This is a genomic window from Pseudoflavonifractor phocaeensis (genome assembly GCF_021531815.1).
GTDB lineage: Bacteria > Bacillota > Clostridia > Oscillospirales > Oscillospiraceae > Lawsonibacter > Lawsonibacter phocaeensis_A.
On the sequence record NZ_JADYUM010000002.1, the window covers coordinates 144658 to 168479 of the forward strand.

Here is a 23822-nt window from a genome sequence, read left to right on the forward strand (position 1 = left end):
TCTGGTTGATCGATACGGGCAGGGCGGGCGCTCTGCCGCGCAGGGCCGCCGCAAGTCGTGGCCCTGGGTGGGTGGGCGTACCAGTCCTTTTTTTCGTCTGCCCAAAGGGGCAAGGGCAGGGCCCTTGCCCTGCTGAACTTGATGCTTACAGCAGCGTCATCTGTTCCTCGCCCCGGTCAGCCTCCCGGAGGAGGGCGCCGGCGATAGGCAGGGAGCGCGCCCGGTAGCGGGCGGCATTGACGATGTGGGTGGAGGACAGGGGCAGGGCCTTTTCCACCCGGTATTTGGGCTTCAGGGTCATAACGTTGACGCCCTGGGTGGTGCGGGTGGTCTTGGGGTTCAGGCTGGCGGTATGGAAGACCACACACCGGCCCTCGGTGGAGATGACCGCCATCTCCAGGTCCTCCTTCAGCAGAAGGGCGGACACCAGGGGGGCCTTGTCCGAATAAGCTCCGGTGAGCTTTTTCCGCTTGGTCTGGGTCTGGTAGGCGGACAGCTCTACCCGGGCGGCCTTGCCGTTGTCGAAGAAGAACAGCACATGACCGGAGTAGTCCCCGGGGATACAGGCCCAGACCGCTTTTTCCTCCGGGTCCATGGCCAGCTTGGTGGGCAGATAGTCTCCCAGTACGCTGGCCTTGGTGTCGTCGAAGTCGGACAGCCGGGTTTTGTAGCACTGCTGCCGGTCGGTGAATACCAGCAGCTCATCCCGGTTGCTGGCCTCCCACTGGAGGAAGGGGCCGTCCCCTTCCTTATATTTCTGGTCGCTGGCCATGCGCAGGGACTGGGGGGTGATCTTTTTCAGATAGCCCTCCCGGGAGAAGAACAGGTGGACGGGGTAGTCGGGAGTCTCGTCCTCCTCCACCGCCGCGGCCTCCGCCTCGTGGTCGTAGACGATGTCTGTGCGGCGGGGGACGGCGTACTTCTTTTTCACCTCCGCCAGCTCATCCATGATGATTTTGCGGATACGCTTGGGGGAGTTGACCGTGTCCTCCAGGTTGGCGATCTCCTCCTCCAGGGCGTCCACCTCCTGGGTGCGCTTGAGGATGTACTCCTTGTTGATGTTGCGCAGGCGGATGTCGGCTACATATTCCGCCTGGACCTGGTCAATTCCGAAGCCGATCATCAGGTTGGGGATGACCTCCGCGTCTTCCTCGGTGTCCCGGATGATCTTGATGGCCCGGTCAATGTCCAGCAGGATGCGCCGCAGGCCCTTCAGCAGGTGCAGCTTCTCCTTTTTCTTCCCCATGGAGTAATATACCCGCCGGCGCACTGACTCCATCCGCCAGGCGGTCCACTCCTCCAGAATCTCCCGCACTCCCATGACCCTGGGCATTCCGGCGATGAGAATGTTGAAGTTGCAGGACTGGCTGTCCAGCAGGGGGGTGGAGCGGAACAGCTTGGCCATCAGCTTGTCCGGATCTGTCCCCCGTTTCAGGTCGATGGTCAGTTTCAGACCGGACAGGTCGGTCTCGTCCCGCATGTCGGCGATCTCTTTGATCTTCCCCGCTTTGACCAGCTCAGTCACCTTGTCCATAATGGCCTCAGTGGTGGTGGAGTAGGGGATCTCGTAGACCTCGATGAGGTTTTCTTCCTTATTGTATCGCCACTTGGAGCGTACCTTGAAGGAGCCGCGCCCGGTGCGGTAGATCTCGCTGAGGGCGGCTTCGTCGTAGAGCAGCTCGCCGCCGGTGGGCAGGTCCGGAGCCTTCAGGGTGGACATGATGTCGTGGTCCGGGTCCTTCAGGAAGGCGATGGTGGTGTCGCACACTTCCCCCAGGTTGAAGCCGCACAGGTTGGAGGCCATGCCAACGGCGATGCCCTGGTTAGCGGACACCAGCACGTTGGGGAAGGTGGTGGGCAGAAGGGTGGGCTCTTTCAGCTTGCCGTCGTAGTTGTCCACAAAGTCCACCGTGTCCTGGTCGATGTCGCGGAACAGCTCGGCGCAGATGGGGTCCAGCCGGGCCTCGGTGTACCGGGAGGCGGCCCAGGCCATGTCACGGGAGTAGACCTTGCCGAAGTTGCCCTTGGAGTCCACCAGGGGATGGAGCAGGGCGCCGTAGCCCCGGGACAGGCGGACCATGGTGTCGTAGATGGCGGCGTCTCCGTGGGGGTTGAGCTTCATGGTCTGGCCCACCACGTTGGCGCTCTTGGTCCGGGCCCCTCCCAGCAGCTTCATCTGGTACATGGTGTACAGCAGCTTCCGGTGGGAGGGCTTGAAGCCGTCGATCTCCGGAATGGCCCGGGAGACGATGACGGACATGGCGTAGGGCATATAGTTGAGCTCCAGCGTCTCGGTGATGGGCTGTTCCAGCACCTCGGCCCGCAGGCCCATGACGTTGGGGTTGATGACTTTTGGTTTGTTTTCGTTGGGGGCCTTTTTCTTAGCCATTGGGATCAGTCCTTATCTGAAAATACCTTATAAATAAATTTATCCTTGGAAGGCCTGTGAAATGGACGGTGTGGGATAGGAGCTGTTCAAGGCTCCTTGGGGGCGTACTCCATGCCGAAGGGGGTGGCGGCCAGGCCGCCCTTACCCGTCTCCCGGAGAGTGTGGGGCAGGGAACGGCCCACCTCGGCCATGGCGTCCAGCACCTGGTCGGCAGGGACCCGGCTCTCAATGCCTGCCAGGGCCATCTGGGCGGCGGACAGGGCGTCCATGGCTCCGATGACGTTGCGCTTGACGCAGGGCACCTCCACCAGACCGCCCACCGGGTCACACACCAGCCCCAGCAGGTTTTTCACCGCCATGGCGCAGGCGTGGACCATCTGTTCCGGGGAGCCACCCTGAAGGTGGACCAGGGCGGGGGCGGCCATGGCGGCGGCGGAGCCGATCTCCGCCTGACAGCCTCCCTCGGCCCCGGAGATGGAGGCCCGCTCGGCGATGACCATACCGAAGCCGGCGGCCACATAGAGAGCCTGGACCAGCTGGTCTTTGCCAGCACCAAAATGGCGGCGGTAGGGGAGCAGGACCGCCGGCAGCACCCCGCAGGCTCCCGCCGTGGGGGCGGCCACGATGCGCTTCATGCAGGCGTTGCACTCCCCCATCCGCAGGGCGCCGGCCATCACGTCGGACAGGAAGGGACCGCACAGGGTGTTGCCGGCCTGGGCGTAAGCGGCCATCCGGCCTCCGTCGCCTCCCACCAGGCCGCTGGCGGAGCGGTCCCCGGCCCGGTAGCCCTCGTCCGCCTGGACCATGACCTCCAGCATGGTGGCCATCCGGGCCATGGACTCCTCCCGGGGGATGTTCTGGCGGGCGCAGTCAGATAATAAAATGTTTTCCCACAGGGGCAGACCGGACTGCTTCGTGTCCCGGAGCATCTGGTCCAGGGAAGTAAATTCGATCATAGGGCTTCCTCCTCCGGCGTGTATCGGGTGACCCGCAGGATGCCGGGCAGAGCCCGGACCTCCTGGGCGGCTTCCTGAGGGATGGGCTGGTCACACTCAATGACCATGACGGCGCTGCCGCCCCGGCCGCCCCGGTTGAGCTGGAGGGTGGCGACATTCAATCCACGGCCTGCCAGCACCCCGGTGACCTGGCTGACGCAGCCGGGCTGGTCGGTGTTGTGGACCACCAGAGTGGGCAGCTCCCCGCTGAAGGAGGTGTCCAGGCCGTCCACCCGGAACACCCGGATGCGGCCGCCCCCCGGGGAGGAGGCCCCCACCTCCAGTCTGCCCCCCTGGGCGCCCTCCAGCCGGATGAGGACGCTGTTGGGATGGACGTCCCGGAGGGTGCAGGAGCCGAAGGTAAATTCCAATCCCCGCTCCTTGGCCAGGGCGAAGCTGGCGGGCACCCGGCTGTCATCGGGGGCCAGTCCCAGCAGTCCGGCGATGAGGGCCTGGTGGGTGCCGTGGCCCTCGCCGGTGGAGGCGAAGGAGCCGTGGAGCAGCAGCTCCGCCTGTATCGGTTTCTGGCCCAACAGGGCCCGGGCCATCCGGCCAATGCGCACCGCTCCCGCTGTGTGGGAGCTGGAAGGACCCACCATCACGGGGCCCAGAATATCAAATAAGTTCATAGAAAGATCCTCCGAAATGTATCACGCCTCGCCTGTTCGCGACGCGGTTCTAAGCCGTCCGACTACGCGGAAACCCATCCGGGGCCTGCGGCCCCTCCTTGGGCTTTCCGCTCCGCTCCCGTCTTAGCCCGCTGCTCACGACGGCTCGGACGCTTAAGAAATATCCGCCAGATCCAAATATTTATACCCGTTGTCGGCGATATGGTTTTTCCGCCCGGGCAGGTCGTCACCCAGCAGCAGGTCGAAGACCTGGGCGGTACGCTCCACATCCTCGGGCATGACCTTGATGAGACGGCGGGTCTCGGGGGACATGGTGGTCAGGGCCATCATCTCGGGGTCGTTCTCGCCCAGGCCCTTGGACCGCTGGACGTCGTACTTCTTGCCCTCCAGAGAGGTCACGATGTCGTTTTTCTCCTTGTCGGAGTAAGCGAACCAGGTTTTCTCCTTACAGGTGATCTCATAGAGGGGGGACTCAGCGATATAGACATAGCCCTCCTGGATGAGGGTGGGGGTCAGGCGGTAGAGCATGGTGAGGATCAGGGTCCGGATCTGGAAGCCATCAACGTCGGCGTCGGTACAGATGACCACCTTGTTCCAGCGCAGGTTGTTCAGGTCGAAGGCGGCCATATCCTTGGCCCGCTTGTCGTGGACCTCCACTCCGCAGCCCAGCACTTTGAGCAGATCGGTGATGATCTCGCTTTTGAAGATCTTGCCGTAGTCCGCCTTGAGGCAGTTCAGGATCTTGCCCCGGACGGGCATGATGCCCTGGAACTCGGCGTCCCGGCTCATCTTTACGCTGCCCATGGCGGAGTCGCCCTCCACGATGTACAGCTCCCGCTTGGACACGTCCTTGGTGCGGCAGTCCACGAATTTCTGTACCCGGTTGGACAGGTCCATGTTGCCCGTCAGCTTTTTCTTGATGTTCAGACGGGTCTTTTCCGCGTTCTCCCGGGCCCGCTTGTTGATGAGGACCTGTTCGCCGATCTTCTGGGCGTCCAGGGGATTTTCGATGAAGTAGACCTCCAGCTGGGACCGGAGGAAGTCGGTCATGGCCTCCTGGACGAACTTGTTGTTGATGGCCTTCTTGGTCTGGTTTTCATAGGAGGTCTGGGTGGAAAAGTTGTTGCTTACCAGCACTAGGGCGTCCTGAATGTCGGGGAAGGTGATCTTGCTCTCGTTTTTGGTGTACTTGTTCTGCTGCTTCAGGTAGGCGTCAATGGCGGAGACAAAGGCGGACTTCATGGCCTTTTCCGGGGAGCCGCCGTGCTCCAGCCAGGAGGAGTTGTGGTAGTGCTCGATGACCTGGACCTTGTTGGAGAAGCAGAAGGAGACGGACAGCTTCACCTTGTATTCGGGCTTGTCCGCCCGGTCCCGGCCCTTCCGTTCCGTCTGCCAGAAGACGGGCAGGGTGAGGGCACCCTCCCCCGCCAGCTCGGCCACATAGTCCACGATGCCGTTCTCATACTGAAAATCGGTGGTTTCGAACTTGTTGGGGGCGGTCTCGTTCCGGAAGCGGAAGGTGACGCCGGCGTTGACCACAGCCTGGCGCTTCATCACGTCCAGATAGTAGGACTCGGGGATGTCGATGTCGGTGAAGACCTCCAGATCGGGTTTCCAGCGGAAGGTGGAGCCCGTCTTCTTGCCCCGGTCGGTGGGCTCCTTGTTCAGCCCGCCGATGTTTTCGCCCTTTTCAAAATGGAGGGTGTATTTGAATCCATCCCGGCGGATGACGGCGTCAAAATATTCACTGGCGTACTGAGTGGCGCAGGAACCCAGGCCGTTGAGACCCAGGGAGTATTCATAGTTATCTCCGCTGCCGTTTTCATATTTGCCGCCGGCGTACAGCTCGCAGAAGACCAGCTCCCAGTTATACTTCTGCTCCTTCTCGTTCCAGTCCACCGGACAGCCGCGGCCCTGGTCCTCCACTTCGATGGACTTGTCCAGGTAGCGGGTGACGGTAATGAGCCGGCCGTGGCCCTCCCGGGCCTCGTCGATGGCGTTGGACAGGATCTCAAATACCGCGTGTTCGCAGCCCTCCAGCCCATCGGAGCCAAAGATGACGCCGGGGCGCATCCGGACCCGGTCGGCCCCCTTCAGAGAGGTGATGGATTCGTTTCCGTAACTGGGTTTCTTCTGAGCCATGGTAAAAATTCCTCACTATTCCAAAAATGCACCAGAGCGCACATAATAATACAGCTTAATCATACCAAATGATATGGCGGAAAGTCAAGAAAAGCAGCGGGAAGGTACAGACACCCAAAACCGAAAACGGACGCAGGGTCCGGATGGGCGAAGATAGAAAAATCTGAGCGAGTAAAGGCGCGTTTCTGAGATATATTAAGAAAAAGTGAACTTCGTTTTTAGGTGTTGCAAAAACGGCTGCAATCTGGTACAATGTAATCCTGTCTGGGTCGCAGAATCAGAAGGTAATTCTGCCGAAACACCAAAGTAAACGGCAGTGAGGAGAATGACACACATGGATAAAAACCAGAGAGAAGCACGCCGGCGCCAGGAAGATCGAGCCCTTAACCGGGGCTTGATGTGGGTGGGAGGAGCCATTGTCCTGGAGTTCCTGCTGTTGCTTGTCAACCGTTATTATATTCACTTCAAGACTTCGGAAATTGACTTGGCCATCGCCCTTCGTACCGTGCTGCAGGTCCTGCGGATCGCGGGCGCCGTGGCCGGGATCGCGGCCCTGGTTTGGGCGGTCCTCCGCTTCCGGAAAAGTGAAAAGACCGGACTGCCCCTGGTGCTGGCCCTGGCCTGCGGAGCGCTGGCCGTCTGTGCCCATATCACGATGGCTTTTCAGGACTCCGGGGTTCGGATGCTGTTCCTGATGGTACCCGCCTGGGCGGGACTGGCCCTGATTTATTACCTCTATCAGCGGGAATTTTTCCTGGGTGCGGTGGCCAGCGGCCTGTCCATTTTGGGCCTGTGGTTTGTGCGCTACGGAAGCAGGTTCAGCCTGGAGACGGTACTGACTCTGGTGGGCGTGCTGGTAGTGGCTGCCGCCGCCCTGTGGCTGAAGAAGAACAACGGCGTGCTGAAACAGGGAGAGAGTGAGATCCGAATCCTGTCCAAAAACACTTCCTATCCCCTGATCCTGGCCAGCTGTCTGGTGGGGCTTCTGGTCCAACTGGCAGCCATGGCGTTGGGCGCCAACCTGGCCTACTATCTGATGTTCGCCATGGTGGCGTGGCTGTTTGCCCTCTTGGTATATTATACCGTCAAGCTGATGTGATTAGTTGTAAAAATCAGCGGTCCCGAAAGCGGGACCGCTGATTTTTTATGTCAGGGGCAGGATTTTCTCCCGGTAGATCCGGAAATAGAGCACCAGCGCAGCCGCGCAGGTGAACAGCTCCACCAAGGGGAAACACAGGAAAGTCCAGCGGGGGCGGAAGTGGACCAGAAACAGGGCAGCGGGGAGGAGCAGGATGATCTGGCGCAGCAGCGTCACCGTCAGGGAGTGGGAACTGCGGCCCAAGGACTGGAAGGCGGCGGAGCAAATGATGCTGACCGCGGCCAGGGGGAAGGAGAGGGCGGTCATCCGCAGGGCGGGCACACCCAGCTCCACAGCCGCCGGTCCGGCTTGGAAGCAAAGGGTGAGCAGCGGCCGGGCGAACAGCCAGAGCAGGGCGGTCCCGGTCAGAGCAGTGGTCAAGGCGGTCAGCATGCCGAAGCGGATGGCGCCGGAGATCCGCTTGCCGTCTCTTGCACCGTAGTTGTAGCTGATAATGGAGATGAGCCCGTTGTTGACGCTGAATACCGGCATGAAGACAAAGGACTGGAGCTTGAAGTAGACCCCCAGGACCCAAACGGCGGTTTCAGACCATAGGGTCAGGATGCCGTTGAGTCCCAGAGACATGAGGCTGGTCATGGACTGCATCAAAACGGCGGGCGCTGCGATCCGGCACATCTCCCGGGCCAATGGGGGCTGGAAGCGGAAGGAACACGGGGAAATGGGGAGCTGCTGCCGAACCCGGCGGATCAGCACCAGGCCGACGAGACCGCCTGTGATCTGGCCGGTCACAGTGGCGATGGCGGCGCCCTGTACTCCCATGCCAAAGCCAAAGATAAGGATCGGGTCCAGAATGATGTTGATCAGAGAGCCGACACCCTGGACGATCATGAAACCGGCGGGATGGCCGGTGGATTGCAGGACCCGCTCACAGGGGAATTGGAGGCACATGCCAATGGACAGGCAGCAGCAGATGCGCAGGTAGGCGACGCCCTGTTCCATAACTTCCGCCGTGTCCGAGCAGGCGTTCAAATAGGTGCGGCAGGCGAAAAGACCAAAGGACAGAAACAGCAGCCAGCACAAAAAGTAGAGGAGGAAACCGTGAAGGACCGCGCTGTTGGCTTCGTCCATCCGCTTTTTCCCCAGACGGTGGGCCAGAGTGGCGTTGAAGCCGACCCCTGTGCCCACACAGAAGGCCACCATCAGCGTCTGAATGGGGTAGGCGTAGGACAGGGCAAGAAAGGCGGTGTCGCTGATCCGGGCCACGTAGATACTGTCCACCAGATTATAGACTGCCTGCGTCAGCATAGACAGCATGATGGGCCAGGACATGCTGAGGACCAGCCGTTTCATGGGCATGGTCCCCAAAATATTTTGTTCCGCAGACGTGCTGATCACCGCCTTGTGACAAAAAATGTGGTGCTCTATGGCCGAAAAATGAACAAATTCAGTATAACAGCGGCCAAAAAGGAAGTCAAGAAAAGGGCCGGAGACTAGAAAAAACAGGAAGGCGCTCGAAAGGTATAGAAACGGTGGCCGGGGCAATGCTAGGAGTGGATGTTCCATCCAAACAAAAAGAGAAAACAACCGCCAAGTGTAAAAGGAGAGAAAAATTATGTCTAACGGTAACGGCAGCAATAAGATCATGGTTCCCAATGCCCGCGAGGCGATGAATAAGTTCAAGATGGAGGCCGCCAACGAGGTGGGCGTCAACCTGAAGCAGGGTTACAACGGCGATCTGACCAGCAAGCAGGCCGGCTCCGTCGGCGGCCAGATGGTCAAGAAAATGACGACCGCACGAACCATGAGTTTTCAGCGGGCAGACCGCACCGCTGTGGGGCATGAGGTTGAGGTAAGGTACATAGCGGGAATCACTGTTTAAATTGCGGATAACAGAATAAACGCTGCACAGCCCACCGGTCAGATGATCGGTGGGCTGTGTTTTACGCATAGCGGTTGATAGGAAAAAATGATGCTGAATCAATAATACTGCTCAACATACTTATAGGCCTTCTCAACCAAATCCTTGTCAAATAGTTTCTTTCGAGCGAAAATGCCGTACAACTCCATGCTTACTTCTCTGCGTCCTGTCTCAGTATCCTGCCATCCAGGGAAGCGGACAATTCGCACAATGCCATCAATCTCATCGACAATGGGTTACTTCATCAAGTTGCTCCGGAGACACCTTCTCCGCGCCAGAGCCACGGACATAAAGCGCAATGCTCAATTTCCCGTTGTTGGACATAATCTCATCGGTTGAAGCAATCGCAGAGAAACCTTCGATTGCAGAAAAATTGCAATATGTGTCAGCAATCTCCTGAATATGAGAGTCCTCCAAATAGCTCTGAGCATTCTTTCTTGTGACAAGATGTCGAGCATTAATAAAAAGGACCTTCCCACGATGCTCAATGGGTTTATTTGCTCTGCAAATCACGATGCAGGCTTCCATAGGTGAGTTATAGAAGAGGTTCTTTCCTATACCAATAACGCATTCAACCAAATCACTCTGAACCAACTTCTGACGCATTTCTGCCTCTTCACCACGGAACAAGACGCCGTGTGGGAACAGAATTGCGCAACGTCCACTCTGAGGATTCAAGCTTTTCAAAATGTGCTGAAAGAATGCATAGTCAGCGCGTCCCTGCGGAGGCGTACCCAAAAAGTTTCTGCCATAGGGGTCATGTTCAAAAGCATCTCTGTTCCATGTGCTGATCGAGTATGGCGGATTGGCAAGGCAGAGGTCAAACTGCCGGAGCTCACCATGGTCAACGAAAGCAGGTCTCTTAAGCGTATCATCATTCACGACTTCGAAATATTCCACTCCATGGAGGAAGAGATTCATCTTGCCGATCGATGAAGAAAGCTCGTTGATCTCCTGACCGTAGCACTTGACATTGCGCCACTCAAGTCCCTTTTCCTTCAGGTAAGCAATACAGGAAATCAACATACCTGCGCTTCCGCAAGTCGGATCATAGATTGTCTCGCCTGGCTGAGGTTTCAGCATTTCCGTCATCAGATGAACAACGGTTCTGTTGGTATAAAACTCCTGGGAAGTATGCCCGCTGTCGTCACCGAATTTCTTGATCAGGTATTCATAGGCCTGGCCAAGCTCGTCTTCCGGACAGTTATCCAATGTCAGCGTTTTCGAACTGAAATGCTCGATCAGATTCTTTAGGGTTTCATCGGGCAGACGGTTTTTGTTGGTCCATGCTGCATGACCAAACACGCCCTGGAGGACTGATCCGTTGGCATCTTCAATTCCGCGAAACGCATCCACAATCGCTACACCAATATTCTCGGTGGCGTTTCGTACATCTCTCCAGTGGCATCCTTCCGGAATGGAAAATCTGTGAATGGTCTTTTCAGGATAGAAAAAGAATGCGTCACCAAGTTCTGCTTTTTTCTTTTCCGTTTCTTCATCATACACATCACAGATTCGTTTGAAGAACAGCAGAGGAAATACATACATTTTGTAGTCACTGGCATCTACATGCGTGCGCAGAATATCTGCGGAGTGATACAGGTAGGTTTCCAGTTCGGAAAGCTCAATTCTGTCAGCCATCGATGTATCCTCCTTTCTGCAGAAGCGCATAGCGCGTGCTTACGGATATCACTCGGAACTCCATAATATGCCTCTGCAAGGCTGCCGGTAATAGCCGCAATTGTGTCACTGTCTCCGCCAATGGAGATGGCGTTACGAATAGCGTCTTCAAAATTCTTTGACTCAAAGAATGCTGCAAAAGCCTGAGGTACACTGCCTTGACAGGAAACATCAAAAGTATATGCTGCGCGGATATCATCAAGTTTAAAATCAATCGCGTAGTAATCTTTGTTAATGTGATCCTGAATATCAAGCATACTGCTTCCATGAAGAGCCATAAAAATGGCAACAGCAACTGATTCAGCACCTTTCATTCCTTCCGGATGATTGTGTGTCACTTCGGTAACAGTTCGTGAGAGCGCAATTGCCTGCTCGATTGAATTCGCCGCATACCCACAAGCACTAACACGCATGGCAGAACCGTTGCCCCAACTGTTATAAGGCTGAGGACTACGACTGTGAATCCACTGTTTGAAGCTCCCGCCATAACCGGCATGGGGATATTTCTTTCCAAACTCTTGCATACAAGAAACGACTTCCTGTTTTAGGCTTGTGAAATCCGGGGCACAATTCATCAGTGCTTTTGCAATAGCAAGAGACATCACGCTATCATCAGTGGGTTCACATCTTCTATCATCGAACAGCTCAAAATCTTTTGTCTTTATGTTGTCCCATTCAAAACGAGACCCGGCAATATCGCCAACTATTGCACCAATCATAGGTTTTCCCTCCAAATGATTTTTTCGTTGACTTTTCGTTTTCTCTGCCGCTGCAGGAGCTGATAATCGGGCATTGCCCCATATACAATTTCGGATTGTCAGTTTTTCAGCGTTAAAAAGAGTATTGTTCCCACACGATTTTGCGCTGCAAAGTCTACTATATTATACCTTTTGCGACCGCTGCCGCTGGAAAGGGGCTACCCCATACCTGACAGGCACTTTACAGCGGCAGCAGAATAAACGAATTTTGCCGCAAAAAATCTGTTCCATGGCCGTACGCCTGTCTAATGGCATTTTTGTTGCTCAAAGAGAGAAATAATAATTGCGGATCTTTTCGGCCATCAGCTTTCTTCGCATTTCAAGGAAATTGTTATAGTCCGAAATTTCCATTTCTTCAAATCCAGTGGGAATGCAGTTTTGTTCCAGATTTCTGTGAAGTTCAACTTCATCAATAATACCACCATAGATAGGATTTTGGGTCTGGCACTGGTCAAAAACCTTTTTCATATAGTTGCAGGGAGCATCATCGCTGATTTTAATATTAATTTCCTGTTGAAGGAACACATAGTTTGCAATCTGGTTATACATCGACTGCGGAACGCCGTTTTTCGTAAGATAATTCTTGGGAAAAAGATGGTGAATATCGCCCCTGTTTTCCAACATAGATTCCACATCAACCTGCGTAGACAAAAATCCTCTGTCATGACTCTTTACCTGTGCCACAAGAAACATATTGAAATACGGACTGCTTGCAACAGATGTATTCAAGCGCTGCACAAGGTTTACATTCCAAAATGCATCTGACAATTCGCCCGATTCTGTAAGTTTGAGATACTCAATGGGGTCATCGTAGGAGAAAAATCGTTTAATGTCATAGTCGAAAGAGGATTCCGGAGATCCGGAATAACGTCCCGTTAGAATCGTCAATGCCAGCCAGCGACGTACAATTTGTTCAATCTCATTGCTGTCAATTTTTCTTTCACGCAATGCGAGATAGAGCGCATACCCGAAGTTCAGTACGTTTTGGGAACGAATTAAGGATTTGCGGACAATACCAGCAGAACGTACAATCATCAAGTACCGTTCATAATTGGTTTGATTAACGGCCTGAAGTACCGCCTCATGAAGCTGCTTGAAAGAATCTTCCTCGATTTCAACCTTAAATTCCCTGGTTTCGAAATCACGACCCGACAGCAAGCTAACAAGGTCTGCCAAACGGCCACGCTTAAACTTGTAGGTAAATGCTACGCGTAGAATGTCGGTATAAGTAGTTTTGTATATGGGGTTACTCTTGGAAGCCGCCCACTTGATCGCATCAAACTCCGGTAAGTTCGCAAATGTAGTGTCATTGTTTTTGATATCTTTCAGATCTTCGGGAGATTCAATCAAGTGGCAGAAATAGTCAATTGTCTTTCGGGTGATGTTACCGCCATAAGTATCGTTGGACGAAATCTTAGACATGGCAAAATCTGCTTGCGAAAGCACAACACCCTTTGAGTTGATGCGAATGAAGATTTCCGTAACACTATCGATATCCAAATCTTCCGCCAAGGTAATAACGCCAAGGCTGTTATTTTGAATACCACGAAGACGATTAACGATATTGTTTACCTGCGACATTTGATCCGCAATCTCATTCTTCTGGCAATAATCCATTACGAAGGAGAATGTATCAAAAGCCGGTTCCAAAACAGGAGCAATGTCTGGAATCCATTTACTGCTCTTCAAAATAGCATTGTTGGCAACTTCAAATTTTTCTTCGAGAGGATTAAAGGCAATAGCAATGCGTTTCCACTTGTAGTGATCGTCCAACACCTCTTGTCCAACGATCGCGGCAGCCATTGCCGTAATACGTTGCTGACCGTCAATAAGAACCTTTTTACCAGAGGACTTTGTTCCGTCCTTCAGCTTAACATCCGGGTTTTGCCATACGATGATATATCCTACCGGAAATCCCTTATACAAAGAGTCAACCAAGTCTCTAACTTTGGAACTATCCCAAACAAAAGGACGCTGCATTTCCGGAATTGCAATACTTCCGGATTTAATATTTGAAAGCAATGTTTCGACTGTATAGTTATTAACGCTGTACCGTGCCATGCATTATCCCTCACTTCAATCTATACTTCTTCGACGCACCTCTGCCGATGATGTCAATCAACCCATTTTCATTCATCTGGCGGGCAAGCAGATAGGCTCTCGTCTTTTTAATATTCAGAAGTTCCTGTAGGTCTTCATCTGTCATTTCGCCGTACTCCGCCAGATAATCCATCACCGTTTTCATCTGCGGCGTGATGACTGCAGGCTTCTCTTCGGCGGTCTCCGGTACTACTTCGGCAATTGCACCGCTGGCGTTCATATTGGGCAGCACGATTTTGAACGCATTGGCAGTCACCTCGATACTGGGCTGAACGGAGCAATTTTCGTACAGCTTGAAAATCCGGCGGATGCCGGTGCCGTAGCTTTCGATCAGGCGCAGACGATGGAATACCTCTGCCAGCTTTTTGTTCCTCGGCTGAGAAACGCCGATGCGAATATCCTCGGTAGAAAGGCCGGGCAGGAGTCCGCCAAGGGAAATAAACTCCATTTTGCTGTCGTTTACATTGATGATAATACTGCCGCTGAAGCTGTAGTCCCGATGAACAAGAGCGTTGAGAAGCGCCTCGCGAATGGCCTCCTCGGGGTAGTCCTGATTATCCGTACGAACAATACCCTTGATTGTGGAAACGGTCTTGTTGCACAAAGCAAGGTAATTGATGGAATCCTCGAACTGCTTGAAAACGGATCCGCCGAATTCCTTGCTGTCCCGGAACGCGGTGCAGGATTCGTCGTTGAATACGGCGATCTTAGTTGTGTGAAGGCTCTGGTCGGAAAGCAACAGCGCGAGGTTGGTGTAAAGATCATTTTGTGTGATGCCCAGGGCCCGATACTTTTCGGTAGAAAGCTCAACACCATAACGCTGAAACGCGATTCTTGCGGCATCAAAGGTCAGATCCTGTTCGAGGCAGCGGGCATCCTCAAAATTATCGCCATCCGACTCCTTAATCATCTGCCGGATTTGCTCCGGCGATGCTGGAACGCTGGAGGTTCCCTGGCGGACATACACGCAGGTGGGCTTTAACCCTTTCGATTTCAGATAGTACGGCTTGCTGCTGCCCTCGTTGACTTCGATGCGGATTACTTTGTTGTCCTGTAAAACATAGCGAACAAACATGGTTACATCCGGATGGATGGCGTCACGGATGCCGTTTGTCAGGCGCGTGTAGGTTTCATCCACATTCTCAATGCCAACCAAATTGCCCTTATCATCAATGCCGAGGTAGATAATCCCACCGTCTGTATTGGCAAACGCGATGACTTCCTTGTAGATGTCATCAATCAGCTGAGATTTATACTCAATGCGCTCGCTTTCAAATTGCATATAGAGCACCTCCATCATTGCTTGATCCTATTATACACTCATTTTCATGTTTTTCAATTATTTGAAGTGAAAATTCACTTTATTCATAATGAAGTGTGAAAGTTTTGCTCTGGTCATGGTCAACAAAACAGGCAACAGCAGTTTATCCGTCTGCCGTTGCCTGCAATTTTATTTCCTGTTCCAACTCGCAAAACTCCGGAGTGGATAAGATTAACTATTAGAAGTCAACCCCCAAAATGAATGATGGTGGTTAGGCCCAGATGGTTCAAAAAGAGTATAGCAAAGCAGGGGTCTATTAAGACCCCGGTTGGCTATGAGGAGTAAACTACGCAGCCAGATGGTATGGCTGACCGGACCTCTCTAAGGCAAAGATGAGCCGCACCAATTTCTTGGCAGCAGAGACCGCAGAAAAATCTGTGTAATCGACAATTCAATTCGTCCGTTTTCCGAATTGCATTGTATTCAATCCGGTTTTTGCTGAGATTCCCAGCCACACGCATCAGCCATGTAATCGATTGTTCAGCGGCATGTACTCCGTAACTGTTTTCAGATAAATTTCGCGGTTCGGAATATCGAAGCATTTGGGTAGGTCGATCCGTACCGTTTGGGTATATAGCCCGGTTCTGCGCTCTCCTTAATGCTTAATACTGGTATTTCTCGCAATAACTGCCGCAAATTAAAACATTCTTTCCATCCATGCGTTTTTCTGTTGTCTTAAGGTGCTTCTGTGCATAGGCTTCCAGATCGGAACCCATCAGAGCAAATGTTTTGTCCTCAGATTCCTTTTTCGCGATTGCTGCCTTGGCAACCTCCTCAGCATCCTGGCGGCGAATGACCACAATACCATCCTTATCACCTACCAAGATGTCACCGGGGAAAACAACCTGCCCGCCGCAGGCAATCGGTACGTTCACTTCGCCAGGTCCAAACTTGAATGGCCCTTGCGGTGTAATACCCTTGGCATAGACCGGCATATCCAGCGTTTCAATGCCGTCCAAGTCGCGCAGGCAACCGTCCACCACAATTCCTGCTATGCCCTTCATGCAAGCAAAACGCATCATAATCTCGCCAGCAAGCGACCGGTTGCAGCCGCTTGCTCCATCTACCACAATAACATCACCTGGTTGTCTCTATTTTAGCATACGGACTGTTCAATCTCCAAATCGCTGTATCGGAACTTGACCCGGATTGTTTCCGCATCGACTACAGTGACCCGTTCAATCATCTTGCGAACGACCTCGTCATCATAGTGAGGAAAGCCATTGAGATGTTCCTCCAGATAAGTTGCGTATGACAGTAAAAGAATGGGTCGCTTTCTGACAAAAAACTATGACGCACCGAGTGTGAGGCATACGACCTGCGAAGCGCATCGCTATGTATTGAAAAATCATATTCTGCCTTGGATAGGGGATTGTCCGCTGGAATCCCTGACGACGCAAAAGATAGAGGAGTTTCTGGAAGAGCATCAACTGCATGGAAACAAACGGAATGGGAAACCACTATCCCAGCAGACTATGCGGCATATTCAAAATCTACTCTCAAAGGTGCTAAGCCAGGCAGTAAACCGTGGCTTGATTGAAAGAAATCCAGTACAAGGAATCTGTCGCTCGGCTCCAAAGCAAGTAAAGGCTACGATTCTAGCTGACAATGAAATCCGCGACTACTTATCCGCTGCAAAAGATTTTCATAAGCTGACCGAGCGTGTTCTGATGGAGGACCTGTATGACAGAACGCCCCATATTTTAGACCATGCAATCACGATACTGCTGGGGTGAGACAGGAAGCGTTTCGGAAATACCGACCTTCTTTCTGGCGGGAGCCGGAGGTCCTGATGAGGGAACCTCCGGCTCCCACCGTTTCTGTATTTGTACCTTAGCTGCTGGCAGAGGGCGGCCGGTTTAGAAAAACGGCACCCCGTCGGACCAACCGGTGAGGCTGGACCAACGGGGTGCCGTTGTGTGTTGTTGTTTTTGTCCAATCATGCCATCGTGCAAAGTGCCGGGGGAAGGGCAGCGAAGCGCTGCCCGCTGGGTTACTCCGCCTTGCGCTTGCGGATTTCTTCGATCATGGCAGGCAGAACCTTCATCACGTCGCCTACGATGCCCACATCGGCCACATCAAAGATGGGGGCGTCCTCGTCCTTGTTGATGGCCACCACATAGCCGGAACCGGTCATGCCGGACACGTGCTGGGTGGCGCCGGACACGCCGCAGGCGATGTACAGGGCGGGGGAGACAATCTTGCCGGACTGGCCTACCTGGTGGGCACGGGACACCCAGCCCTCCTCGATGGCAGGACGGGTGGCGCCCACCACGCCGCCCAGCAGCTGGGCCAGCTCCTCCACCAGGGCGAAGTTCTCCTGGCTGCCCATACCACGGCCGCCGGTGACGATGACCTTGGCCTCCTCCAGGTTCACGGACTCGGAGATCTCCTTCACCGCTTCCACTACCTTGGTCTTGATGGCGTCGGCGGGCACCTCCACCGCCTCAGCGGTGACAGGGGCGGCTTCGCCGGCCTCAGGCTTGGAGAAGGCGCCGGAGCGGACGGTGGCCACTACAGGCAGGGTGTCCAACACCACGTCGTTGAGCACCGTGCCACCGTAGAGGGGAACGGTCCATACGGGGGTGCCGTTGTCGATCTTCAGCGCGGTGGCGTCCTGCACACTGCCCAGGCCCTTCCGGGCGTCCAGCCGGGCGGTGAGCTCCCGGCCCAGGGGGGTGTTGCCGGCCAGCACCGCGGCGGGCGCATACTTGTTGACCATGGCCTCCAGCGCGCAGACCATGGCGTCGCTGCAGCCGTCGATGAAGGCAGCACCCTCTACCGAGAGTACGCCGTCACACAGCGGAGCAGCCTTTTCTGCGGCGGCGGCATTGTCCGTGCCCACTGCCAAAGCCAGCACCTTACCGCCGGTGAGACCGGCCAGGGTGCGGGCGGGAGTCAGAGCCTCCAGGCTCACATTTACCACTTTGCCTTCCTTTTGCTCCAGGAAGACCAGAATATCTTTGCAATTGCCCCAATCCATGTCTGTCTCTCCTTTACAGCAGCTTGGCGGCGGCCATCATGTCAACAGCCTTGATGGCGGATTCCGCAGCAGTTTCCTCGTTGATTTTCACACCGGCCTGGCGCTTGGCGGGCTCAAAGACCTTGACCACGTGGGCGGTGGGCTTGCCGGGCTCCACAGAGTCCAGATCGGCGGCGGAGAGCACGGGGATGGCCATCTTCCGGGCGGCCATCTTGCTCTTGATGGTGGGGTAACGGGGGTCATAGGCGGGCTTGTTCACCGTGACCACGCAGGGGAGCGCGGACTCTACCTTGCGGTAGCCCTCCTCAGTCTCCTGCTTGGCGCAGATGCCGGCGTCCGTCTGCTCGATGTCCACCAGGTCCACGATCACGCCGGTGCCCAGGGCCTCAGCCAGCTGGGGCCCCAGCTGGCCGCTGGCCCGGTCGGTGGCCTCGCGGCCGCAGAAAATCAGGTCAAAGGGCTTGCCGGCGTCCGCCTCCAGCTTCCGGATGGCGGCGGCCAGGATCTTGCTGCGGCCCAGGGTGTCCGCGTCCTCAAAAGTGGGGTCGCTGATGACATAGCCCTGGTTGGCGCCCACGGCCAGGCAGGTCTTCACCGCGTCCCGGGCTTTCTCCGGGCCCACGGTGATGGCGGTGATGCTGCCACCCACGGCTTCTTTGAGGCGGGTGGCCATCTCCAGCGCATAGGTATCAAAGGCGTTGACCACGGGGGTGACGCCGTCCAGATTCACTTCCTCGGTGCCGGGCTTCAGGTGGATTTCCACCGAGTCATCGGGCACCTGCTTCAGGCAGACCAGAATCTCCATATCACTCGAGCTCCTTCAATTAGAATTTTCCAATGGTGTTGTTGGCAACCACAATGCGCTGCACCTCGTTGGTGCCCTCAAAGATCTGGAAGATCTTAGCGTCGCGGAGCAGCTTTTCCACCGGGTACTCCCGGCTGTAACCGTAACCGCCGAACATCTGGATGGCCTCGGAGGCCACCTCCATGGCGATATCGGAAGCATAGCACTTAGCGATGGCGGACTCCTTGGAGCAGGGCAGGCCCTGATCCATCAGAGTCAGGACGTGGGCCACCATCTGACGGGCGGTCTCAATCTTGATGGCCATGTCGGCCACCTTGAACTGGAGGGCCTGGTTCTTCAGAATGGGCTTGCCGAACTGGACACGCTCCTTGCCGTAGGCAATGGCCTCTTCCATGGCCCGCTGGGCGATGCCGGTGGCGATGCAGCCCATCCAGGCACGGGCCTGGTCCAGAGTCTTCATGGCGATGGTGAAGCCCTGCCCCTCAGCGCCCAGCAGATTGGAGGCAGGAATACGGCAGTCGTCCAGCACCACGTCGCAGGTGTTGGAGGTGCGGATACCCATCTTGTCCTCCTCGTGGCCGGTGGAGAGACCGGGGGTGCCGGCCTCGATGAAGAACATGGACATGCCCTTCACGCCGGCGGACTTGTCGGTCATGGCGGTAACGCAGTAGAAGGAGGCCACGCCGCCGTTGGTAATGAAGCACTTGCGGCCGTTGAGGATGTAGCTGTCCCCGTCCTTCACAGCGGTGGTCTTGCCGGCGCTGGCGTCAGAGCCAGCCCCGGGCTCGGTGAGGCAGAAGGCGCCGAAGCCGCCGTCCATGATCAGCTGGCAGGCGCGCTTCTTCTGGGCCTCGTTGCCGGCGATGAGCACCGGCTTCATGCCCAGGCCGCTGGCGGAGATGGTGGTGGCAAAGCCGGCGTCGGCCTTGGCCATCTCCTCAAACAGGGCGGCCACATCCACCCGGCTCAGACCGGGGCCGCCGTACTCCTCGGGGACCTCCAGGGTCTGCAGCTGCATCTCGATGGCCTGGTCGTAGATCTCCTTGGGCCACTCGCCGCTGCGGTCAAACTCCTTGCAGGGCTCCTTGACCTCGTTTTCACAAAAATCCTTCACATCGCCCAGCAGATCCTGGGCAGCCTCTGAAATCAAATAGGACATGAGTTTTTCCTCCGCTCGATTTTCTGTCTTTTCCAGTATGTTTACAGGGTGTAGCAGACCTTGCCGGGATTCAGGATCATGTTGGGGTCAAAGGTGTGCTTGATGCCCTCCATCAGGCGCATGTTCACCGGGCCCACCATCTCGGCCAGATACTCCATCTTGCCCCGGCCGATGCCGTGCTCGCCGGAGATGAGACCGCCCAGCTCAGTGGCCTTGCCGTAGGCCCGCTTCATGAAGGCGGCCACCTGGCGCTTGAACTCCTCCGGGTCCATATCGTTGGAGCAGTTGTAGATGTGCAGGTTGCCGTCGCCGGCGTGGCCGAAGCTCTTGACCTCGAAGTCGTAGTCTTTGGCGATCTCGTTGATGAAGTTCACATAGTGGGCGATCTCGTTGACGGGCACCACCACGTCGCTCTCGTCCAGCAGCTTGGTGTTGGCCTCAATGGCCTCCAGGAAGGTGGAACGGGCGGCCCAGGCGTCCTTCTTCAGCTGGGGAGTGTCGGCTACCAGGATGTCCAGAGCGCCGGCCTCCAGCAGGACCTCGGAGGCCTGCTCGATCATCTCGTCCAGCTGCTCCTCGCTGTCCCCGTCGAAGGTGATGAGCAGGTAGGCGTTCACGTCGCTGCCCTCAAAGGTCTGAGGGAAGGTGCTCTTGCCCAGGTAGGACTCGCTGAGGCGGACGATCTCCCGCTCCATGAACTCCAGGGCCTGGGGGTGGAGGTTGGCCTTCATCATCTTGGGCACGGTGGCGATGCAGTCCTCCAGGTTCTCATAGAGGGCCACCAGGCTGATGACAGCCTTGGGGGCGGGGATCAGCTTCAGGGTCAGCTCGGTGATGATGCCCAGAGTGCCCTCAGAGCCGATCATCAGGTTGAGCAGGGAGTAGCCGGAGCTGGTCTTGGACACGCTGGCGCCCATGTTTACGATCTCGCCGGTGGGCAGTACCACGGTCATGGCCCGCACGTAGTCCCGGGTGGTGCCGTACTTGACCGCCCGCATGCCGCCGGCGTTGGTGGACACGTTGCCGCCCAGGGTGGCGAACTTCTCACCGGGATCGGGGGGATAGAGGAAGCCCTTCTTGGCTGCGTCCTCGGCCAGGTCGTTGAGGAGCACGCCGGCCTGGACCCGGACCACCATGTTATCGGTGTCATAGGAGAGAATCTTGTTCATCTTGGTGATGGACAGCACCACACCGCCGCAGACGGGGACAGCGCCGCCGGTCAGACCGGTGCCGGCGCCGCGGGGAGTGACGGGGACGTGATGCTCGTTGCACAGCTTCATCACTGCGGCCACCTCTTCGGTGGAGACAGCCTCCACCACCACCTCGGGCATGGCCTTGCCGTAGATGGGCATCTCGTCGTGGGAGAAGTCGTCGTTGATGTCCCCGTCCACGCTGACCCGGCCGGGCACCGCAGCCTGCAGCGCCTGGATCAGTTCGGGGGTCACTTTTTCATACTGACTCATAGCGGATTCCTCTTTTCTTTCCTTCTCATTAAGTAATTTATTTCTTTACAATCACCGACACGCCGTCGGGGATTACCGTGATGGGGCTGTCCGCCCGGCCCAGCAGCCGGTCGGCCAGGTCGATGGCCGCCGAAAGATCGGGGGCCCAGTGCATGTGCATGGCCTCCACCATCTCCCGGGGGGCCTGGGTGACCATGATCACCGGTTGCTTTAAGAGAATACGGCAGAGAATCTGAGCTTCCCACTGGTCGGGAATGGTGCGGTCGCTGGGGGTGGCCAGGAAGGAGGCCATGATTTTTTCCTCGTCGGGTTCCTGAGCGAAGGTGTCGTAGAACGACTGGCCGCCGTGTCCGTCGCTGCAGGCGGAGACCATAATGATCACGCCCCCGGGGGCGCAGGTGGCCTCGGCAGCGGTCATTCCCTTCACCGATTGGTAGATGTTCTGGTCCAGGGGATAGCCGCCGTTGGTGGAGATGACAATGGGGGCGGGGACAGCTGAGACACCGGAGAGCTGCTCTACAAAAGCGCAGCCAGCCCGGTGGGCCTCATTGAAGTGGCCGGCGAAAGCGGCAATCACTTCTTTTTTCTCGTCAATGACTACATTGCAGATGAAAGCCAGCTTGGCCTGCTGGGCGGCGTAGATCATATCCCGGTGAATGGGGTTGCCGTCCAGGATGCCGGTGCGGGCAAAGGGGCTGTCAATGAAAGTGGAGCAGTGATTGGCCAGTACGGTGGTCCGGCTGGCGACTCCGGGGAGCACACTCTTGCGCCCGCCGGAGAAACCGGCAAAGAAGTGGGGCTCAATGAAGCCCTCAGCCACCAGCAGGTCCGCCTGGGCGGCCAGCTTGTTGATGAGCAGCTTGCCTCCGGAGGGCAGGGTGCCCAGAGATACCATGTCCTCATCCTTGCCGCTGAGATGGACGGCAAAGTGCAGGCCGGACCGGAGGAAAAGCTCCTGGCCGTATTTGTCCAGCATCTCTTCCCGGGTGGTGGGGCGGTGGAAGCCGGTGGCCACCAGCACGGTGATCTCTGCAGAAGGGGAACCGGCCCGGATCTCATCTACCAACTGGGGCAAAATAACCTTGCTGGGGACCGGGCGGGTGTGATCGCTGCTGATAATGACAACCTGATGCTTGCCTTTGGCCAATTCCCGGAGCGGGGGCGTGCCGATGGGGTTCTCCAGAGCCTGCCTCACCAGCTGAGCCTGGTCGGCCTGAGGCCGATAGCTCTGTGCGCCGGAGCGGAGGACCGCCGCCAGGCGCTGGTCCGGGATCTGAGCCTCAACCCGGTCCCGTCCGTAAGGAAGGGAAATCGTCTGCATAGATGATAACCTCCTGTTTCAGTGGTTGACCTATTTCTTAAATTGGTTCTACCATATAAAATAAAAAACGCGCAACAATACAAGGAATTTTTAGAACATTTATATATTATTCCTGATACTTCTAGATGTCAAGGCGATAATTGGACAATATTACGAAAAAGTTTGCAATTATCGGCTTTTTTAAAAACGTGTTGGTCCTACCAGTTAGAATGAGTTGGTCGCACCTTTACAGTGGCCTTCTCCCTGTGCTATACTATTTGCATGTACATCATGCCAAGGAGGAAGATTTCCATGGCGGAACAGCCCAAATCCTATGAAAAAGTGCTCACCTATCTGGAGGATTCCTTGCGCAGCGGACAGCTGTCCCTGGGGGATCCCTTGCCTCCGGAGCGGGAGCTGGCCGAGCAGCTGGGCATCAGCCGCAACTCGGTGCGGGAGGCAGTTCGGCTGCTGGAGCATATGGGATTTATCGTCAGCAACCAAGGGGCCGGCAATTTTATCTGCTGCAACATCCAGCGCAATCTGCAGGACTCCTTTGACCTGCTGATGCTCCTGCAGCAGATCGACTACCGGAGGCTGGGGGAGCTGCGGGCGGGCCTGGAGCTGCAGGCCGCCCTGTTGGCCCTGGGGCGCATCACCGACGAGCAGGTCCGGGAGCTGTCCGGAATGGTGGAGGAGATGGCGTCCTGTTCCTCCAAGCGGGCCGCCCAACTGGATAAGCAGCTCCATGATACCATTGCCGCCATCTCAGGCAACGAGCTGATTATCCAGATTCACCGGGCCCTCTCCACCACTATCGACCGCTTCATCGCCGATATGCGCCGGCATATCCTGCGCAACTTCCAGACCGGCAACCAGCTGCAGTACGCCCACGAACAGATTGTGGACGCTCTGGCCCGCCGGGATAAGGCCCAGCTGATTCTGGCCATCAACCACCACTTCAATGTGATCAGCGCCAATATGGAACAGAACCTGTGACAAGATGTTTATCATGCAGAAAAAGACGCTCCCTGACCTTTACCGGCGATTCATTCCGGCGGGAAAGGAAACGCCTTTTTTG

The 23822-nt window shown here is 56.0% G+C and carries 18 protein-coding genes and 1 pseudogene; 4 read left to right on the forward strand and 15 right to left on the reverse strand.

Annotated elements, in window-relative coordinates; translation table 11 throughout:
• Positions 1-145: 145 nt before the first annotated feature.
• The 4 genes from I6E42_RS01940 to I6E42_RS01955 all read right to left on the reverse strand — a co-directional run bounded on the left by I6E42_RS01940 (position 146) and on the right by I6E42_RS01955 (position 6155).
• The gene (locus tag I6E42_RS01940; protein WP_235370159.1) at positions 146-2389 is read right to left on the reverse strand and encodes a DNA gyrase subunit A; all 2244 of its coding nucleotides are present in this window, start codon (positions 2387-2389) and stop codon (positions 146-148) included.
• A gap of 86 nt (positions 2390-2475) precedes the next feature.
• Positions 2476-3342 carry an L-serine ammonia-lyase, iron-sulfur-dependent, subunit alpha gene (gene sdaAA, locus I6E42_RS01945; protein ID WP_235370218.1) on the reverse strand — a complete coding sequence of 289 codons (867 nt, stop codon included), beginning with the start codon at positions 3340-3342 and terminating at the stop codon, positions 2476-2478.
• Positions 3342-4013: an L-serine ammonia-lyase, iron-sulfur-dependent subunit beta gene (gene sdaAB / locus I6E42_RS01950; RefSeq protein WP_235370160.1), complete on the reverse strand. Its 672-nt coding sequence runs from the start codon at positions 4011-4013 to the stop codon at positions 3342-3344. Before sdaAB ends, sdaAA begins: the two co-directional genes overlap by 1 nt.
• A 153-nt stretch (positions 4014-4166) precedes the next feature.
• Positions 4167-6155, reverse strand: coding sequence for a DNA gyrase/topoisomerase IV subunit B (locus tag I6E42_RS01955; protein ID WP_235370161.1), 1989 nt, complete (start codon positions 6153-6155; stop codon positions 4167-4169).
• A gap of 334 nt (positions 6156-6489) precedes the next feature.
• Here I6E42_RS01955 and I6E42_RS01960 point away from each other — a divergent pair, with 334 nt between their 5' ends.
• Entirely contained in the window at positions 6490-7254 is a 765-nt protein-coding gene (locus I6E42_RS01960) for a hypothetical protein (RefSeq protein WP_235370162.1), read from the forward strand.
• Positions 7255-7299: 45 nt separating this feature from the next.
• Here I6E42_RS01960 and I6E42_RS01965 read toward each other — a convergent pair whose 3' ends face one another.
• Positions 7300-8604 carry an MATE family efflux transporter gene (locus I6E42_RS01965; RefSeq protein ID WP_235370163.1) on the reverse strand — a complete coding sequence of 435 codons (1305 nt, stop codon included), beginning with the start codon at positions 8602-8604 and terminating at the stop codon, positions 7300-7302.
• 262 nt (positions 8605-8866) lie between these two features.
• Between I6E42_RS01965 and I6E42_RS01970 the strand changes: the two genes are divergently transcribed.
• A complete protein-coding gene (locus I6E42_RS01970; protein WP_235370164.1) occupies positions 8867-9133 on the forward strand; it encodes an alpha/beta-type small acid-soluble spore protein in 267 nt (88 codons plus the stop codon).
• 261 nt (positions 9134-9394) lie between these two features.
• On the opposite strand, the gene I6E42_RS01975 is transcribed toward I6E42_RS01970, so the two are convergent.
• The 5 genes and pseudogenes from I6E42_RS01975 to I6E42_RS01995 form a co-directional block, all read right to left on the reverse strand.
• Positions 9395-10813, reverse strand: a complete 1419-nt coding sequence (locus I6E42_RS01975; protein ID WP_235370165.1) for a type I restriction-modification system subunit M — start codon at positions 10811-10813, stop codon at positions 9395-9397.
• Positions 10738-11571: an ADP-ribosylglycohydrolase family protein gene (locus tag I6E42_RS01980; protein WP_235370166.1), complete on the reverse strand. Its 834-nt coding sequence runs from the start codon at positions 11569-11571 to the stop codon at positions 10738-10740. Before I6E42_RS01980 ends, I6E42_RS01975 begins: the two co-directional genes overlap by 76 nt.
• Positions 11572-11874: 303 nt before the next feature.
• Positions 11875-13671: a DUF262 domain-containing protein gene (locus I6E42_RS01985; RefSeq protein ID WP_235370167.1), complete on the reverse strand. Its 1797-nt coding sequence runs from the start codon at positions 13669-13671 to the stop codon at positions 11875-11877.
• 10 nt (positions 13672-13681) lie between these two features.
• Complete coding sequence (locus I6E42_RS01990; RefSeq protein ID WP_235370168.1) at positions 13682-14992, reverse strand: RNA-binding domain-containing protein; 1311 nt, start codon at positions 14990-14992, stop codon at positions 13682-13684.
• A gap of 641 nt (positions 14993-15633) precedes the next feature.
• Positions 15634-16107, reverse strand: a pseudogene (locus tag I6E42_RS01995) (RraA family protein); the annotation flags it as partial.
• A gap of 189 nt (positions 16108-16296) precedes the next feature.
• Between I6E42_RS01995 and I6E42_RS02000 the strand changes: the two are divergent.
• On the forward strand, positions 16297-16767 hold the full coding sequence (locus I6E42_RS02000; RefSeq protein WP_087287362.1) for a tyrosine-type recombinase/integrase: 471 nt from the start codon (positions 16297-16299) through the stop codon (positions 16765-16767).
• A 257-nt stretch (positions 16768-17024) separates the two neighbouring features.
• On the opposite strand, the gene I6E42_RS02005 is transcribed toward I6E42_RS02000, so the two are convergent.
• From I6E42_RS02005 to larA, 5 genes are read right to left on the reverse strand one after another with little or no spacing between them, the layout of a single operon-like run.
• Positions 17025-18014, reverse strand: a complete 990-nt coding sequence (locus I6E42_RS02005; RefSeq protein WP_235370171.1) for an electron transfer flavoprotein subunit alpha/FixB family protein — start codon at positions 18012-18014, stop codon at positions 17025-17027.
• Positions 18015-18027: 13 nt separating this feature from the next.
• A complete protein-coding gene (locus I6E42_RS02010) occupies positions 18028-18819 on the reverse strand; it encodes an electron transfer flavoprotein subunit beta/FixA family protein (RefSeq protein WP_087287368.1) in 792 nt (263 codons plus the stop codon).
• Positions 18820-18838: 19 nt separating this feature from the next.
• Positions 18839-19978, reverse strand: coding sequence for an acyl-CoA dehydrogenase family protein (locus I6E42_RS02015; protein ID WP_235370172.1), 1140 nt, complete (start codon positions 19976-19978; stop codon positions 18839-18841).
• Between the two features lie 41 nt (positions 19979-20019).
• Positions 20020-21441 (reverse strand): FAD-binding oxidoreductase, encoded by a 1422-nt coding sequence (locus I6E42_RS02020; RefSeq protein ID WP_193539268.1) that lies wholly within the window; start codon positions 21439-21441, stop codon positions 20020-20022.
• Positions 21442-21478: 37 nt separating this feature from the next.
• A complete protein-coding gene (gene larA / locus I6E42_RS02025) occupies positions 21479-22762 on the reverse strand; it encodes a nickel-dependent lactate racemase (protein ID WP_235370173.1) in 1284 nt (427 codons plus the stop codon).
• 291 nt (positions 22763-23053) lie between these two features.
• Between larA and I6E42_RS02030 the strand changes: the two genes are divergently transcribed.
• Positions 23054-23740, forward strand: a complete 687-nt coding sequence (locus tag I6E42_RS02030) for a FadR/GntR family transcriptional regulator (RefSeq protein WP_195278442.1) — start codon at positions 23054-23056, stop codon at positions 23738-23740.
• Positions 23741-23822: the final 82 nt, after the last annotated feature.

Excerpts from the sequence above, each read along its gene's own strand:
- I6E42_RS01960 (WP_235370162.1), top strand. The coding sequence starts at position 6,490 with ATGGATAAAAACCAGAGAGAAGCACGCCGGCGCCAGGAAGATCGAGCC.
- larA (WP_235370173.1), bottom strand. The coding sequence starts at position 22,762 with ATGCAGACGATTTCCCTTCCTTACGGACGGGACCGGGTTGAGGCTCAG.
- I6E42_RS02010 (WP_087287368.1), bottom strand. The coding sequence starts at position 18,819 with ATGGAGATTCTGGTCTGCCTGAAGCAGGTGCCCGATGACTCGGTGGAA.
- I6E42_RS01970 (WP_235370164.1), top strand. The coding sequence starts at position 8,867 with ATGTCTAACGGTAACGGCAGCAATAAGATCATGGTTCCCAATGCCCGC.
- I6E42_RS01985 (WP_235370167.1), bottom strand. The coding sequence starts at position 13,671 with ATGGCACGGTACAGCGTTAATAACTATACAGTCGAAACATTGCTTTCA.
- I6E42_RS01940 (WP_235370159.1), bottom strand. The coding sequence starts at position 2,389 with ATGGCTAAGAAAAAGGCCCCCAACGAAAACAAACCAAAAGTCATCAAC.
- I6E42_RS02030 (WP_195278442.1), top strand. The coding sequence starts at position 23,054 with ATGGCGGAACAGCCCAAATCCTATGAAAAAGTGCTCACCTATCTGGAG.
- I6E42_RS02020 (WP_193539268.1), bottom strand. The coding sequence starts at position 21,441 with ATGAGTCAGTATGAAAAAGTGACCCCCGAACTGATCCAGGCGCTGCAG.
- sdaAB (WP_235370160.1), bottom strand. The coding sequence starts at position 4,013 with ATGAACTTATTTGATATTCTGGGCCCCGTGATGGTGGGTCCTTCCAGC.
- I6E42_RS02015 (WP_235370172.1), bottom strand. The coding sequence starts at position 19,978 with ATGTCCTATTTGATTTCAGAGGCTGCCCAGGATCTGCTGGGCGATGTG.
- I6E42_RS01955 (WP_235370161.1), bottom strand. The coding sequence starts at position 6,155 with ATGGCTCAGAAGAAACCCAGTTACGGAAACGAATCCATCACCTCTCTG.
- I6E42_RS01975 (WP_235370165.1), bottom strand. The coding sequence starts at position 10,813 with ATGGCTGACAGAATTGAGCTTTCCGAACTGGAAACCTACCTGTATCAC.
- I6E42_RS02000 (WP_087287362.1), top strand. The coding sequence starts at position 16,297 with ATGGGTCGCTTTCTGACAAAAAACTATGACGCACCGAGTGTGAGGCAT.
- I6E42_RS01980 (WP_235370166.1), bottom strand. The coding sequence starts at position 11,571 with ATGATTGGTGCAATAGTTGGCGATATTGCCGGGTCTCGTTTTGAATGG.
- I6E42_RS01965 (WP_235370163.1), bottom strand. The coding sequence starts at position 8,604 with ATGAAACGGCTGGTCCTCAGCATGTCCTGGCCCATCATGCTGTCTATG.
- I6E42_RS01990 (WP_235370168.1), bottom strand. The coding sequence starts at position 14,992 with ATGCAATTTGAAAGCGAGCGCATTGAGTATAAATCTCAGCTGATTGAT.
- I6E42_RS02005 (WP_235370171.1), bottom strand. The coding sequence starts at position 18,014 with ATGGATTGGGGCAATTGCAAAGATATTCTGGTCTTCCTGGAGCAAAAG.